Origin of the sequence: Kribbella sp. NPDC000426, from assembly GCF_040300265.1 — a bacterium.
GTDB lineage: Bacteria > Actinomycetota > Actinomycetes > Propionibacteriales > Kribbellaceae > Kribbella.
On the sequence record NZ_JBEPDK010000009.1, the window covers coordinates 414,808 to 430,592 of the forward strand.

12 protein-coding genes are annotated in these 15,785 nt (G+C 68.6%); 1 reads left to right on the top strand and 11 read right to left on the bottom strand.

Translation table 11 applies throughout. The features are described 5' to 3' along the window. Window positions 1–51: 51 nt before the first annotated feature. Complete coding sequence (locus ABT313_RS38965; protein WP_350864851.1) at window positions 52–1,260, top strand: ROK family protein; 1,209 nt, start codon at window positions 52–54, stop codon at window positions 1,258–1,260. On the opposite strand, the gene ABT313_RS38970 is transcribed toward ABT313_RS38965, so the two are convergent. The 11 genes from ABT313_RS38970 to ABT313_RS39020 are packed head-to-tail and all read right to left on the bottom strand — an operon-like array spanning window position 1,257 to window position 15,667. Then, window positions 1,257–3,245, bottom strand: a complete 1,989-nt coding sequence (locus tag ABT313_RS38970; RefSeq protein WP_350864854.1) for an alpha-L-arabinofuranosidase family protein — start codon at window positions 3,243–3,245, stop codon at window positions 1,257–1,259. The genes ABT313_RS38965 and ABT313_RS38970 overlap by 4 nt on opposite strands. After that, the gene (locus ABT313_RS38975; protein WP_350864857.1) at window positions 3,242–5,044 is read right to left on the bottom strand and encodes a glycoside hydrolase family 2 protein; all 1,803 of its coding nucleotides are present in this window, start codon (window positions 5,042–5,044) and stop codon (window positions 3,242–3,244) included. The genes ABT313_RS38970 and ABT313_RS38975 overlap by 4 nt, the downstream gene beginning before the upstream one ends. Before the next feature lie 14 nt (window positions 5,045–5,058). Then, entirely contained in the window at window positions 5,059–6,447 is a 1,389-nt protein-coding gene (locus ABT313_RS38980) for a sulfatase family protein (RefSeq protein WP_350864860.1), read from the bottom strand. A 1-nt stretch (window position 6,448) separates the two neighbouring features. Further along, the gene (locus ABT313_RS38985; RefSeq protein WP_350864863.1) at window positions 6,449–8,038 is read right to left on the bottom strand and encodes an arylsulfatase; all 1,590 of its coding nucleotides are present in this window, start codon (window positions 8,036–8,038) and stop codon (window positions 6,449–6,451) included. A 30-nt stretch (window positions 8,039–8,068) separates the two neighbouring features. Next, window positions 8,069–8,773 carry an SDR family NAD(P)-dependent oxidoreductase gene (locus ABT313_RS38990; protein WP_350864866.1) on the bottom strand — a complete coding sequence of 235 codons (705 nt, stop codon included), beginning with the start codon at window positions 8,771–8,773 and terminating at the stop codon, window positions 8,069–8,071. Next, window positions 8,770–9,597, bottom strand: a complete 828-nt coding sequence (locus ABT313_RS38995; protein WP_350864868.1) for a carbohydrate ABC transporter permease — start codon at window positions 9,595–9,597, stop codon at window positions 8,770–8,772. Before ABT313_RS38995 ends, ABT313_RS38990 begins: the two co-directional genes overlap by 4 nt. Next, window positions 9,587–10,501 carry a carbohydrate ABC transporter permease gene (locus ABT313_RS39000; RefSeq protein ID WP_350864871.1) on the bottom strand — a complete coding sequence of 305 codons (915 nt, stop codon included), beginning with the start codon at window positions 10,499–10,501 and terminating at the stop codon, window positions 9,587–9,589. The genes ABT313_RS38995 and ABT313_RS39000 overlap by 11 nt, the downstream gene beginning before the upstream one ends. Before the next feature lie 3 nt (window positions 10,502–10,504). Further along, window positions 10,505–11,581, bottom strand: a complete 1,077-nt coding sequence (locus ABT313_RS39005) for an enolase C-terminal domain-like protein (RefSeq protein ID WP_350864979.1) — start codon at window positions 11,579–11,581, stop codon at window positions 10,505–10,507. 5 nt (window positions 11,582–11,586) lie between these two features. Continuing rightward, window positions 11,587–12,846 carry an ROK family protein gene (locus ABT313_RS39010; RefSeq protein WP_350864874.1) on the bottom strand — a complete coding sequence of 420 codons (1,260 nt, stop codon included), beginning with the start codon at window positions 12,844–12,846 and terminating at the stop codon, window positions 11,587–11,589. Continuing rightward, the gene (locus ABT313_RS39015; RefSeq protein WP_350864877.1) at window positions 12,843–14,165 is read right to left on the bottom strand and encodes an ABC transporter substrate-binding protein; all 1,323 of its coding nucleotides are present in this window, start codon (window positions 14,163–14,165) and stop codon (window positions 12,843–12,845) included. Before ABT313_RS39015 ends, ABT313_RS39010 begins: the two co-directional genes overlap by 4 nt. 2 nt (window positions 14,166–14,167) lie before the next feature. Continuing rightward, window positions 14,168–15,667, bottom strand: coding sequence for a sulfatase-like hydrolase/transferase (locus tag ABT313_RS39020; protein WP_350864879.1), 1,500 nt, complete (start codon window positions 15,665–15,667; stop codon window positions 14,168–14,170). Window positions 15,668–15,785 lie beyond the last annotated feature (118 nt).

Consider the following 15,785-nt stretch of genomic DNA (forward strand, 5'->3'; position numbering starts at 1 on the left):
GGCTCGGGTCTGTCAATGGACCTGTGCCGCGGCCGTGCTAGAACCGACGGCATGAAGGAGCTCCCGCGTTCTGCCCAGCTGAGCGACATCCGGCAGCAGAACTACTCGACGATCATGCGTGAGCTCATGCGCTCCGGCCCGACCGCCCGCACCGACCTGGCCTCGGTGATCGGGATGTCGACCGGCTCGGTGACCCGGCTGACCGCGGCCCTCGTCCGGGCCGGGCTGGTCAAGGAGGCCGCCGAGCCGGCACAGCGCGGGACAGGGCGCCCCAAGGTGCCGGTCGCGATCGACGAGTCGACGTACGGCGTCGTCGGTGTGCACTTCGGGCTGCACCGGGTCAACACCTGCCTGATCGACCTGCGCGGGCAACTCGTGGCCGAGGTCCACACGACGGAGCGCACCACGAACTTCGAGCGTCTGGTCCGCAGCGCGGCGCGGGCCGTGCGGAAGCTGATCGACGGGACCGAGCTGACCGTCCTTGGCGTCGGCGCGAGCACCGGCGGCTGGGTGAACAGCTCGACGGGCCGGGTGCAGAGCCAGCCCCTCCTCGACTGGAAGAACGTCCCGCTGGCCGCCGCGCTGAACAAGGCGATGGGCCTGCCCGTGCTGATCGACTCGCAGGTGCGTGCGCTCGCGCTGGCCGAGCACTGGTTCGGCGCGGCCACCGGAGTGGACAACTTCATCCACCTGTTCGTCGGCAACGTCATCGGCGCCGGGTTCGTCCTCAACGGCATGCCGTACCGCGGGGCGCACGCGGCCGCCGGCGGACTCGACCATCTGCCGATCGCCGACCGCTCCGGCGAGGTCTGCGCGTGTGGCAGCCGGCGCTGTTTCGCCATGGTCGCCGGAGATCTCGAAGTTGCCCGCCGGGCGCGGACGGCCGGCCTGATCGACGCCGACCAGGAGGTGTACGACGTCTTCGAGCTCGCGGTGAAGGGCAACGCCCGCGCCCGTCGGCTGTTGCGCGAGCGCGCCGTCGTCGTCGGTGCCGCCGCGGCCACCCTGATCGAGCTCCTCGATCCGGAGCTGGTGATCCTCGGCGGCGGCATCACCGCCCCGGTCGACGACGTCGCGACCATCCGCGACTCCGCGCAGGCCAAGCTCGCCGTCGACCGCGACATCGACGCCACCGCGCGGATCCGCCCGAGCGCCTTCGGTCCGTACGCCCTGGGGATCGCCGCGGGAGCGATCATGCTCGACTCCGTCTACCGCTCCCCCGAGACCTTCGTCCCGGCCCTCACGGCGCACGCGGTCTAGTAGTCCAGCTCGATCAGGTTGACCGAGTGCGGCGGTAGCTCGGCCTCGACCTTGGGCCCCTTCCTGAGTGTCGTCATGGTGGGCTGGACCGGCTGCACCCGGTCGTTGTTGTACGCCGTGATGTCGTCGTCGGTCACCGTCGTCTGCCGCGCCGACCGCACCGCGGGACCGCCGGCCGGATCCACCGTGATCGGCATCGCCTGATCCAGGCTCCGGTTCACGACCAGCAACTGGATGCCGCCCGCATTTCGGGTGGCAGCGGCGACGACGGCTGTGTAGTCCTGACCGGGCAGCGTCGGGTTACCGGTCGTCGTCATCTTCCGCGGCGCCGCACCGATCATTGGCGCCGCCAACGTCAGCGACATCGACCGGCCGGTGATCCCGAAGCCCGGCGGCGATCCGAGAATGTTGCCCCAGTCCCGTTTCGCCGGATCGGCGGCCGGACCGCCGTTGAGGTTCGAGTTGATCGCGAGCCGGACGCCGTTCGTGAGCTGACCGATCAGCATCGTCGTCTCGTACACGTTGTGCATCTGCATCGCAGCGAAGTTGTTCGGCGTACTCACTCCGGTCGGCCCGTTCTGGCTGATCGTGCCGTACTCCGTGACCGCGAGCATCGGACGCCGCCGCGGATCCGGGAAGTTCCGGGCGATCCGCTTGCGCAACTCCGCCAGCTCCCGGGTCGGAACGTCACTGGCATTCATCAACTGCTGGTAGAGCTCGGTCGAGTCGTAGGCGCCGTCCGCGTCGCCGCCGGCCTGGTCGGTGTAGGAGTGGATGCCGATGCAGTCGTACGGACGGTTGCCCATGGCATCGACGAACTCCGGCTTGCCCCAGCCCGAACAGACGGTGATCTTCGGGTCGACCGCCTTCATCGCCTTGACGAAATCCAGGAACCCGTCCTGCCGGCCGGTCGTGTACTCGATGCTGAGAGCCGCGCCCTTCGCCGGAATCGCGCCATGCGTGCCGTCACCGAACCTGACCGCGCCGTCGGCCTGCCCGATCTCGTAGACCTGATCGGTCGCGCCGGCCGTGGCCAGGGAGTTCACCCGCGTCCACTGCAACCCGTTCACCGTCAGCACCGGCTCCGCGATCGGGCCGGACTCGGGTGTCGCGTCGGACGGCAGCGCGATCGGGTTGTACCGGGTCCGGTACGTCTGGTCGGCCGCGCCCGTACTCGTCTTCCGATTCACCAGATCGCAGCCGCTGAACAGGCCGTCGTCGTTCTGGTACGTCGCCGACGCGGCCGTCTGCCGGCTCCAGCCGCCCTCGATGAACTGCTGCACCCGAGTCTGCAGATCCTCGTCACGCCAGTACCGCTGCCCGTCGAGGAACGGTTCGTTGCCGTACTCCCACTTGGTGATGCCGTACGGCGCCGGGTGTCCGTTCGCGGCGCGTACTTCGGCCCAGTCGGTCCCGCCGTTCGGATTGGTCGCCGCTCCGTCGCTGGGTGAGTTCATGTACTCGACGTAGTCCGCGGCGTCCGCTGCGGTCTGGTTGATCGACGGAACCATCACCATCGTCTTCGCACCGATCTGCGTCGCCAGCGCCTCCTCCTCGTCCGGACCGAAGCCGTTGCGCGGCCCCGGCAGGTTGCCGAAGCGCACGGCCGCAAACCCACCGGACGTCTGGCATCCACGCTGCGCAACCGGCCCGATCGCCTTCTTGAAGTCGAAGAAGTTCGCAACCGTGCCACCCGGGTAACGGATCAGCTCGAGCTTCGCAGCCGCGGCGGCATCCGCGAACCCTGCTGCCGGCCCCCGCGTCACCGGGTCCCAGGCCCCGAGCTCATCGTCGATCCACCGCGCATTCGCGCCAAAGATCTCCGGCCCGATCACCGGCGCAGGTACCCCGTCAGCCATGATCAACGGCCCACGATCCACCCGGATCTCGACCCGGCCGGCGCGCGGCTGGGCATCGGCCGCCTGCATCTGTGTCAGGCCGGCCGCCACCAGCACGGCGGCCGTCACCGCAGCTCGCCTCCTCATACCCGCACCTCCTCACGCTCGTACGCCGCCTGCTGGGTCTGCACGGCCCGGATCCGCGCGACGTCGAACTTCTCGGAGCGGTCGAAGCCGTAGATGCCGTTCTGTTCCTGGAACACATCGGTCAGCTGCGTATAGCAGTACCCGAACATCGCGGGGTCTTCGAGCAGCACGCGAGTCAGGCCCTCGAACCGCTCGTAGAACTCCTGCAGCGATCCGACTCGTTGCCCGTAGCCCCAGGACTCGCGCCGGTCCGCCCCGCTGGCCGATGCGGCCGCGGCGTTCCACCAGATGCCGCCGTACTCGCTCACCATGTACGGCTGGCCGCGGTACGGCAGGGACTGCGGCGCGCCCTGCCGGCTGACGTTGCCGAACGGCTCGCCGTTCGCGAGACCGGCCTGCTCCAGCGCGAAGGCCGCCGGGTCCTGCTCGTAGGAGTGGCTGTCCCAGACATCCGTCTCCGGCACGCGATGGCTGTACCCGGACGCGTCGATCACCGGCCGGGTCGGATCAGCGGCCTTCGCCGCCCGGAACATCGCCCGCGTGACGTCGTCGAGTTGCGTCTCGCGGTCGTGCAGGTCCTGATGGGTCTCGTTGAGCGGGCACCAGCCGATGATCGACGGATGGTTGAAGTCCCGCGCGAGGACCTCCTGCCACTCCGCGACGTACGCCGTCGTCGGTTGCTGGTTGTTGCCCCTCGGCCCCTGGCCCGCGGCACCCCAGTCCGGGAACTCGCCCCACACCAGATAGCCGAGGCGGTCGGCGTGGTACAGGTACCGCTCCTCGAACACCTTCTGATGCAGGCGCGCGCCGTTGAACCCGGCGTCGAGCGCGAGCTGGATGTCGCGCACCAGCGCATCGTCGGTCGGCGCGGTCATGATGCCGTCCGGCCAGTAACCCTGGTCGAGGACCAGCCGCTGGAAGACCGGCTCGCCGTTCAGCAGGAACCGGTTGCCCTCGATCGCGATCGAGCGCAGGCCCGCGTAGCTCTCGACCTCGTCGAGCACCTCACCGTCGTCCAGCACGAAGCGGAGTCCGTACAGGTGCGGATCGGCCGGGCTCCACAGCCGTCGCCGGTCGGACGGCACCGGGAGCACGCAGGTCGCGACGAAGTCGGTGCCGATAGCAACTTCCTCGGACGAGACCACGCCGCCGGAGTCGGTGAGCTCGACAGTCAGCCGGTGTCCGCGCCGGGGTGCGTCGATCGGCACGGTGACGATGAATCGCGAGTTCGCGACGTCCGGGGTGATGCGCGGGCGTTGCAGGTACGAGCGGCCGACGGGCTCCAGCCAAACGGTCTGCCAGATACCGGTCGTCCGCGTGTAGTAGCACCCGGTGTTCTCGTACCAGGTCGCCTGCTTGCCCCGGGCCTGTACGCCGGTCCGCGGGTCCCGCGCCCGCACGACCACAGTCGCCGTACCGCCGTCGAGCGCCTCGGTGATGTCGAAGGCGAACGACGTCGAACCGCCGCGATGCCGGCCGACCTCGACGTCATTCACCCACACGGTCGTGTCGTGGTCGACGGCCTGGAAGTGCAGCAGGATCCGCTCGCCTGTCCAGCTCGGATCGACGCTGATCTCGCGCCGGTACCAGACCGCGTCCATGAAGTCGGTGTTCCCGATCCCCGACAGCTCCGACTCCGGCGCGAACGGCACCACGATCCGCCGGCTGTACGGCGTACTCCGCAGACCGCGCTGGAGTCCGGTGTCGCCGTGATCGATCTCGAAGTCCCACTCACCATTGAGCGACTGCCAACGCCGCCGCTGCCACTGCGGCCGGGGATATTCCGGACGTACCTCCATACAGCTGGGTCCTCTCAAACTGGGACGCGAGCGCTGAGCCGCAACTCCGCGTCGAGACCGGTACGGCGGGCCGTCTGCGCAGCCACCCGCTGCGCGACCGGACCGCCCTGATGGGTGTGTTCCTGCAGGTACTGCACATCGGTCAGATCGGCACGCCAGCTGAGCAGCGCTTCGAGCAACTGCTGCCGAACTCCCAACCGGTCCGACCAGCAGTCGTGCTGTTCGCGCGGATCGTTCCGCCGGTCGAACAACCGGCCCGTGCCGTCCTCGGGGTAGTACTCGAGCTTCCAGCCGTCCGTTGCCAACGCCAACGACCTGTGCAGGACAGAGGCCGCGCAAGTACGCCGTACCGCCGGGTCGAGCAGGTTGGATCCCTGCAACGTCGGCGCATCGACTCCGGCAACCGCCGCGAACGTTGCGGTCAGGTCCGTCGTCATCGCCCAGTCCGCCACCGTGCCGGGCGCGATCGCCCCGGGCCAGCGCATGATCAGCGGGATACGCCACGACTCGTCGTAGAACGTGTGCTTGTCGTTGAACCCGTGGTCGAAGTACTGCTGCCCGTGATCGGTGGTGAAGACGACCAGCGTGTTGTCGGGGTCGACGTGGTCGAGCAAGCGCCCGATCTGCGCGTCGCAGTACGCCGCGAGCCCGTAGTACAGCCGCCGCTGCGCGTCCACTGCGGTCAGGTCGAGCGGGCCGTCCTGTTGCTCGGACTCGACGCCGCGTCGCCCGACCAGCGCTTCGAGGTGAGCGGGACGGCAGGTCTCCTCTCCGGGTTGGTGGTTCAGGGGCGGCAGCTCCACGTCGTCGAACAGTCCGGCCCACTCCCCCGGCGGGTCCAGCGGCGAGTGCGGACTGGGCAGCGAGCAGAACGCGAAGTACGGCCGGTCCGCGGGTCGGTTCATGATCGCCTCGATGGTTCTGTCGACCAGGTAGGCATCGCAGAACAGGTCCGGCGGGATCGGGTTCGGGTGCGCCGACGCCCGCGCATACCCGTGCTCGGCCAGATGCCGCGCATAGTCGTCCTCGACCGTCGCGCCCTTCTCGCCACCGAGCACGCACTCGACGTCGAACGCCGCCGGTCCGCCGAAGTGGGTCTTCCCGACCATGATCGTGTGATAGCCGGCGCCGCCCAGCAACTCCGGCAGCGTAATCAGGTCGGGCCGGCGCGAGATCCCGTTCTCCACACAACCGTGCACGGGCGTGTGTGTTCCGGTCAGCAGGGCGGCACGTGCCGGCGTAAACACCGGCGCCGTCGTGTGCGCCTGCTCGAACCGGACGCCTTCCGCTGCCAGCCGGTCGAGGTTCGGCGAGACGGCGTGTGCGGATCCGTAGCAGGACAGCGTGTCCCGGCGGGAGCTGTCCGTCATCACCAGCAGGATGTTCGGGCGGCGGGTTGCCATCTCAAGCCGGCTGGTTGGGCATTGAGGCGCGGGCGGTGAGTACGTCGGCGTACGGGATTACGCCGACGGAGTCCGCCCATTGGTGCCACCGCTGGACCAGGTTCTCGACGCGCTCTGGTTGCTCGGGGGCGAGGTTGTGGGTTTCGCTGCGGTCGGTTGCGAGGTCGTAGAGCTCCCAGGGGCCTTCGTGCTCGCGGACCAGCTTCCAGCGGCCCGAGCGGACGGCGGCGTTGCCGATGTGTTCCCAGAAGAGGTCGTGGTCGGTTGCGGGGCCGCCGCGGAGCAGGTCGAGCATGCTCACGCCGGGCAGCGTGGGCAGCGTCTCGCCGGCACGCTGAGACAACGCGGGTACGCCGGTTGCCTCGAGCAACGTCGGTGCGATGTCGGTGAGTTGGTTCGGTGCGTCGATCACGGTGCCGGACAGACTGCCCGCGGGCCACGACACGATCAGCGGAGTGGCGATTCCGCCTTCGTGCACCCAGCGCTTGTAGAGGCGGAACGGCGTGTTGGACAGGTTCGCCCACGCCTGCCCGTAGCTCGTGTAGGTGTCGGCGCCGCCGGGCCGGATGTCGGGCGAGTTGCCGACGCGCATCGGCGTACCGTCGGGAGCGCTCGGCGGGATGATCAGGTGATGCTTGCGGAACTGGTCCGCGCCGTCGGGGTCGCTGCGGAGTTCCTCGGCGCAGCCTCCGTTGTCGGACAGGAACACGACGATCGTGTTGTCGCGCTGCCCGGTGTCGTCGAGCGCGGTCAGGATCGTGCCGACAGCGCGGTCCATCGCGCGCACCTGGGCGGCGTACGCCTCCATCCGCTCGAGCTGCCACTTCTGCTCGGGCTCGTCCGACCACGCCGGTACGTCGGGATCGCGGCGATCGAGCGTCGCGTCCTCGGCGCAGATGCCGGCGTCGAGCTGACGCTGCCGGCGGCGCGTACGCAGTACGTCCCAGCCTTCGTCGAACATCCCGCGCGTCTCGGCCAGATCGGCCTCCTTCGCGTGCAGCGGCCAGTGCGGTGCGGTGAAGGCGACATAGGAGAAGAACGGCTGATCGGTTCCGGCCGCATCCCGGATCGCGGCGGCGGCATGCGAGCCGATCTCGTCGGTGTAGTAGAAGTCCGGACCTAGGTCGGACAGCGGTACGGGCGTCTCGCCGTCGTGCAGCGTGGTGGTCTGGAAGTAGCTGCCGGCGCCGCTGATCGTGCCCCAGAAACGCTCGAAGCCGCGTCGCGTCGGCCAGGTGTCGGCCGGACGCTCACGCTCGTTCGACAAGTGCCACTTGCCGGTCATCTGCGTCTGGTAACCGACCGCGCGGAACGTCTCTGCCAGCGTCGCGGACTTGCTGGTGAGGCTGCCCGGGTAGCCACCGGGTCCGTCGTTGTTCACCAGTTCGGCGACGCCGGTCTGATGCGGGTGCAGACCGGTCAGCAGCGATGCCCTGGACGGGCTGCAGCGCGCAGTGTTGTAGAAGTTCGTCAGCCGCGCACCGCGCGCGGCGAGACCGTCGATGTTCGGGGTACCGATCTCGCCGCCGTAGCAGCCGATATCGGAGTACCCCATGTCGTCGACGAGGATGATCAGAACATTGGGTCGCATAGAAACCTCACAGTCCAGTCGGTTTGTTCGTCAGGCCCAGTGCGGCAGCGTCGCGAGCATCCCGCCGTCCACCGGAAGGGACACGCCGGTCACGGCTCGCGACTCGGAGCCGAGCAGAAAGGCAACAACCTGCGCCACATCCTCCGCGGTCACGTAGCGCCGCAGCGGATGGCCGGCCAGGCGTTCCTCGGACCGACGGTGCTGGTTCCGCTGCACCGGGACGAAGCCGGGCAGTACGGCGTTGCACCGCACGCCACGTGGACCCCACTCCACCGCGGCGGCCCGCACCAAGGCGTCCAGCGCAGCCTTTCCCATCGCGTACGCCGCCATCCCGGGCACAGCTCGTTGCGCGTGCACGCTGGAGATGTGCACGAGTGACGCCTCGAGAGGCGCGGCCGCGACGACCGCCGTACTCCACGCCCACGCGGCCGCGACCTGCACCTCGAACACGGTCGTGAGCGCCGCCGGATCGAGGCTCTCCAATGATCCGCGTTGTTCGGCGAGAGTCGCCGTCACCAGCCCACCGACCTCGCCGTACTGCGACGCCACGGCCAGCGCGTGCTCGACAGTCGACTGGTCGCGCACATCGCCCACGACCCACTCGACGCTCTCGAGGCCGGCTGGGCGATCCACCAGGTCGACGCCGACCACCACCCAGCCGTGCTTCACCAGCGTCGTCACCACAGCCGAACCGATACCGCCGCCGGCCCCGGTGACGAGCGCGACCGGCCTCATCCCTTCAGACCCGAGGTCGCGACGCCGTCGACGATCTTGCGCTGGAACGTGACGAACAGGACGAGCGGCGGAACCAGCGCAAGGGTGCTCATGGCAAGCATCGGTCCCCAGGACGAGTCGCCGGTCGAGTCGAGGAACTGCCGCAGGCCGAGCGGCACGGTGAACAGCTGCACGTCGTTCAGGTAGATGAGCTGCTTGAAGAAGTCGTTGTACGTCCAGATGAACGTGAAGATGATCGTGGTCACCAGCGCCGGCCGCAGCAACGGGAAGACGATGTGCCGGTAGATCTTCCACGGCGAGCACCCGTCCAGCCGGGCCGCCTCGTCCAGCTCCCGCGGCAGCGAGCGGATGAACTGCACCATCAACAGCACGAAGAAGGCGTCGACGGCGAAGAAATGCGGCACGAACAACGGGTAGAACGTGTTCACCCAGCCGAGCTTGTTGAACAAGATGTACTGCGGCACCAGGGTGACATGGGTCGGCAGCATCAGCGTCACGAGCATGGTCGCGTACGCGATCCGGCGGCCGAAGAAGTTCAGCCGGGCGAAGGCGAACGCCGCCAAGCTGCACGAGATGACGTTGCCGATGATCGCCAGCACCGAGATGAACAACGAGTTCTCGATGAAGATGCTGAACGCGGTCGAGATGCCCTTCCAGCCCTCGGCGTAGTTCGACGGCTCGAAGTGCCGCGGGATCAGCCCGGGCTGGGAGAAGATCTCGTCGGTCGGCTTGAACGAACTCGCCACCATCCACACCAGCGGATACAGCATGACGAGCGTGACCACGACAAGCGCAACATGCGCGAACACCCGCTTAGTTCTCATAGTGCACCCAGAACTTGGCGAAGAAGAAGTTGACGGCCACGACAGCGCCTGCGAGCAGCACCAGCATCCATGCCATCGCCGCGGCGTAACCCATGTCGAAGTTCACGAATCCTTCTTGGTAGAGGTAGAGGGAGTAGAAGAGCGTCGAGTCGGCCGGCCCGCCCGAGCCGTCGCTGATGATGAACGCCGGCGCGAACGCCTGGAACGAGCGGATCAGCTGCAGCGTGAGGTTGAAGAACAGAATCGGGCTCAGCAACGGCATCGTGATGCTCCAGAACTGACGTGACTTGCTGGCCCCGTCGACCTGCGCCGCCTCGTAGAACTCCCGCGGTATCTGCCGCAGCCCGGCCAGGAAGATCACCATCGGCGCCCCGAACTGCCAGACCTCGAGCGCGATCAGCGTGCCGAGCGCGGTATGCGGCTCGGAGATCCACGACGGGCCGTGGATGCCGACGAGCGCCAGGATCTGGTTGACCAGACCGTCGCCGTTGAAGACCTTCCGCCACAGCACCGCGATCGCCACGCTGCCGCCGAACAACGACGGCAGGTAGATCGCCGACCGGTAGAAGTCGAGACCGCGCAGTCCACGGTTGAGTACGACGGCGACCGCGAGCGCGAAGAACAGGCTGAGCGGCGTGCCGACGAAGACGTAGATCGCGGTCACCTTCAGCGACTGCAGGAACAGCGGGTCGTCGCCGAACATCCGCCCGAAGTTGCCCCACCCGATCCATTTCGGCGCGGTCAGCAGGTCGTACTTCGTGAACGCGAGGTACAGCGACATCAGCATCGGCCCCGCGGTGAACGCCAGGAACCCGATCAGCCAGGGCGCCAGGAACAGCAGCGCCCACCCGTTCTGGTACCGGGTCCGCCGCCCGCCACGTAACGCCGGAAACGCAACAGCCACAGCTCACTCCTCTCCGACTCGTGTCAGCTCGACTCCGTACGGCGTACGCGGCGCGCACCCGATGCCGGGACCCGCGGGTCGTAACCTGCCGTCCACCACCACCTCGGGAGGGTCCAGGAACGCGAGGCGATCCGTCTCGCCCCACGCGAATTCGAGCCAGGTGCCGGCGCCGCCCAGCGCAGCAAGATGAGCTGCGTGCGCGGTACCGATCGGCCCGCTCGGGTTGTGGAACGTCAGCTGCGTGTCCCCGACCGCCTCCGCGATCCGCGCGACACCAGCCGGTCCGCCCGCATGTTTCGGATCAACCAGCCAATACGTCAACGCACCGCCAGCACAGGCCGCCGCGGCAGCAGCCGGCCGCCATACGTGCTCCCCCGCGGCCAGCGCCAACCCGGACGCGGCGGCCGCCTCCATCGCCGCGGGATCGTCGACCCGCACCAGGTCCTCGACCCAGTACAGGTCCAGCGCGGCCAACTCCCGGGCGACAGGCGCCACGGACCCCGTCGGCACGAGGTGGTGGCAGTCGACCATCAGCCGTACGCCGTCGGGCAGCGTCTCGCGTACCTTCGTCACCAACTCGAGCCCGGCGTCGACGAGCTGCATGCCGGACATACCCCGGGCGTGGTTGTCGAGGAACGGCGCCACCTTCACCGCCGAGAATCCGTTGCCTACGGCACACACTGCTTCGGCGACGATCGCGTCCGCGCCGTCCCCGCCGTACCGCCGGTTGAGGTTCGCATACAGCCGCACCGGCTGCGGTTCGCCGAGGCCGAGCGACTCGGCGAGCGGCCGGTCCTCGAGCCGCGCGACCAGATCCGCGAGCGCCGCTTCGTACCCGCCGAGCACCGTCGACCAAAGGAACGTGTCCGCCGACCGAAGCTCGGTCCGGACCTGCTCGAGTGGCAGGCCGACGATCGACGACCCGACCGATCGAGCCGCCGCCACCAACTCGGCCACCGGCCCGCCATCGGACAGCTCACCGACTCCCCGGATGCCGTCGGCAACCAGTTCGACCATCACCCACGTACTCCGCGACGAGGCACGATGCGACCACACCGCGGCAGACTCGAGACACACCATGCCCGTCACCCGTACCGCAGCTCGAGCAGACCGGGGACGAACTCCGCCGGCGCCGCATAGATCCGATCGAGGATCACACTCGCCGCGGAGACCGCCACACCGTCCGCGCCGAACGCGCTCAGCCGCACCACCGAGTCCACGTCCACCGGACGTTTGTCTCGCAAGTACGCGCGCGCCCCGCGCTGGACTGAACGCAGGTACTCCGGTGCATCGACCACGCCGCCGCTGACGACCACAACCTCCGGATCGAGCATCTCGATCAACGTCCCCGCCGCGACTCCCACCAACTCGGCCCGCGCAACCAGCAGGCCGTCGGCCCGCAGGTCCCCGTCGCGAGCCGCCTGGACGAGATGCTCGAGCGTCCCGCGGACTCCGATCAGCCCGTCTCGCCGAGCCTGCGCCAGTACGGCGAGGTCGCTCGCGGCCACGTGCAGGCAATCCCGTCGGCCGCACGAACACGCCTCGGCCGCGGTGACTCCGACCGACAGATGATCGACCGTCCCGGCCGCGGCCCGGTACCCCGAGAAGACCCGCCCGCCGAGCACGAACCCGGCGCCGACGACGTTTCCCACGAACAGCCCGATCAGATCATCCATGCCTTGAGCGCCGCCGAACCACCGCTCGGCCATCGCCAGCGCCCGGAAGCTCGAGTCGACCTCGGTCGGCAGCCCGAGCCCGCCACCGAGCGCGTCCCGCAGCGGTACGTCCCGCCAGCGCAGTACCCGATGATCACGGACCACACCTGCTTGGCGGTCGACCCAGCCACCCGTGCTCGCACCGACGCCGAGGATCTTTCCGGGGTTCCGCGAGACCAGCTCCCGGATCCCCTGGACGGCCTGCGCGACGAGCGGCTCGAACGCACGCCGGCCCCGATGCGGCAGCCGCACCTCGGCCAGCAGCGTCCCGCGCAGATCGAGCAGGCACACCGTCGTACGGCGCAGGCCGAAGTGCACACCGACGACGCGATGCGTACGGTCGTCCACCACCATCGGCATCCGCGGCCGGCCGAGGGCACCGTGCCCCGTCTCGGCCGGCAGTTCACGTAGCAGACCAGCCTCGCACAACAGGCTGGTCAGCTTCGTCATCGTCCCGGTGGTCATGCCGGTAAGGCCGGACAGCTCCGAGCGCGCCACCGGCCCGTGCCGCATCACCGCGCGCAGGATCGCCGAGTAGTTCTGCTGCCGTACGTCGAACGGCTGCGCGGACCGCATCTGTCCCTGGTCCGGCCGGATCTGCCAGGCCGTACCGTTCGCACCGTCGGTCACTTCAGCGCGGCCTTGGCGTCGGAGAAGAACTTGGTCACCGCCTGGGACACCGAGCTCTTGCCGAAGCCGACGACCTGGTTCACGTTCGGCAGCGAGGTCTGCAGCAGCTTGCTCGCACCCGGCGGGTACATCTGCAGCGCGGCCGGACCCTTGGACGCGACCAGGGCGTAGTTGTCGAGCACGAGCTTGTTCAGCCCGGTCGCAGACTTGGCGACCCCGTCGCGGATGTCCTCGGGAATCGGAACGCCGCGGGCCAGACCCATCGCGTTGGCCGCATCCGGCTTGCTGGTCAGGTACTTCAGCATCGAGACCGCGCCCTCGATGTTCTTCGACTTCGGCGAGATCGCGAACCAGCCGGCCGGGATGATGTTCGTCCCAGGTTGCGAGCCGGGCCCGCCGGACGGGAACGTCCCGAGGCTCAGCGTCTCCTTCGTCAGGCTCTGCATCGACGGCAGACCCCGCGACGTCGCCGTACCGGTGTACGCCGCTTTGCCGATCGTCACCGGGTCGTTCTGGAAGCCGGTCGCCGCGGCCGTCACCGCCATCGGTACGGCGGAACCGTTGCCGCGCAGGTCCTGCCAGAGCTGCAGCCACGCGGCCATGTCGTCCTCGCCGAACCCGAGCGAGCCGCCGTCACCGAACAGCGCCTTGCCGCGGCCGCGCAGGAACGACTCGAGCGCGATCGGGCTGCCGCCGAGGTCCGCCGTACCGGCGAGCTTGTGGCCGCTCTTGCTCCAGACGTCGGCCATCGCCGACTTGTACTGGTCGATGGTCCAGTCCGGACCGGGCGCGGACAGGCCGAGACCCTTCAGCTTGGTGGTGTTGACGATGATGGCCGGCTGGGTCGCGGCGCCGAGCAGCGCGAAGTAGTACTTGCCGTCCGCCTTGGTCGTCGTCGCCACGTAGTCCGGCATCTGGTCCAGGCCGAGGTCGTCCTTGTACTGGTCCAGCGGCGCCACCGCACCACGCTTGACGTACTCCATCAGGTACGGCAGGTGGATCTGGTAGACGTCCGGAGGGTTGCCCCCGGCAACACGGGTGGCGAGCTTGTCGTAGTACCCGGAGAAACCGGAGTATTGCGGGTTGACCTTCGTGGCGCCCTCGCTCTTCTGGTAGAGGTCGAGCGCCTCGATCAGCTTCTTGTTCTGGTCGCCTTCACCCCAGAACATGAAGTCCAGCGCGCCTTTCGAGCCTCCGCCGCCCGACGACGAGCTGCTGCCGCCGAGGCCGCGGCCGCAGGAGGCGAGGGCTGCGGTTCCGGCCGCCGCTGCTCCGAACTGCAGGAGCCGCCGCCGGGAGAACTGGGAGTTGGACGTCATGATCAGCCTTTCGATGCAGGGGTGTCGGCCGGGACGGACTTGCGGACCAGCGCCGCCGCCTCGGGCAGTACGTCGCAGACCTCGTCCGCGAGCAACCCGGCGAGCAACGCGGCGGTCGATGCGCCCTCGGCGGTCGACGCGAGGTTGCGCTGCTCCCAGGGGTCGGTGGCCAGGTCGTAGAGCTCGGCCTCGTCGTGAGACCGGAAGATGTACCGGTGGTCGGCAGTCCGGACGGACAGGTTCAGACTGTCCCGTGGGTACTGCCAGTCCTTCGCGTGGAACGGATCGCCGTTCCCGCCCGGGTGGCCGTCGTGCAGCATCGTCTCGGCGGTCACGTACTCGCGGATCGGCGCGGCGGTGTCGTTGCCGACCATCGCCGCGAACGACCGTCCGTCGTGCTGCTCGTCCCAGGTCACGCCGGCCAGCTCGCTGATCGTCGCCGCGACGTCGACCAGCGAGACGAAGTTCGCGTTCCGGCTCTGCCGGCCGTCGGGATGCCGAACGATCAGCGGCACCCGGAGGTCCTCCTCGTAGTGGAGGAAGTGCCCCTTCTCCATCAGCCGGTGCGCGCCCATCAGATCGCCGTGGTCGGAGGTGAACACGACCACCGTCCGGTCCCACTCGCCGGCGTCCTCGAGGTACTGACGGATCCGGCCGAACTGCGTGTCGACGAGCGCGCACAGGCCGAGGTAGTGGCTCGTGACCTCGATCCACTCCTGCTCGCTGAGGTGCTCGAAGTCGCGTGCGAAGTGCGAGTCGCGGACCTCGCGCGGCTTCGTCGCCGTACCCGTCGACCAGCTCGCCGGCAGCCGCACGCGATCACGGTCGATGAGCCGGTCGTAAGGGCTGGGGACGAGCATCGGGAAGTGCGGCGCGTTCATCGAGCAGACCGCCAGCCACGGCTTGTCGGCAGGGCGCCGGTCGAGGCCGTCGAGGAACGTGTCGCACTGCCAGGTCTCCAGGAACGAATCCAGTGGAACGCTCGACGTCGCGTACGGCTCCTTGCTCAGCGCAACGAGATCGTCCGTCGTGAGGTTCTCGATGTGGTCCGGATCGAACGCGTACCCACGGTTGGCCGCCCACGTCCGGTAGTCCTCGATGTAGCGCCCGCGATCCTGCCCCCGCAGTACGGCTGGAATTGCGCTGCTGTCGGCCCAGCCCATCTGCGCAGGCGTCGTACCGGGCACGTGCCACTTGCCGTTGTAATGCGTGTGGTAGCCGGCCGCGGCGAATGCCTGCGCGACACCCGCTGACCGTAGCTGCGGCTCGATCGGCCGCCAGTTCCCGAGTACGCCGTGGTGCCGCGGCATCAGACCGGTCCACAGACTCGTCCGCGCCGGGCAGCACAACGGGAACGGCGTGTAGCAGGCGTCGAAGACGGTCGACTCCCCCGCCAGCGCGTCGAGGTTCGGCGTCCGCGCAGCGGGGTTTCCGGTACAGCCCAGGGTGTTCCAGCTCTGCTCGTCAGCCATCACGACGAGCACGTTCAGACGGTCGCTCACACGCCCCACCTTGTCGGTTTCGACGGCTTTACTTCCAGCTGAAGTTAATTCGGCGGAGATCGGCTGTCAACCGCTCGGACGGAATTAACTTCAGCCAGAAGGAAACCGGCTACTCACC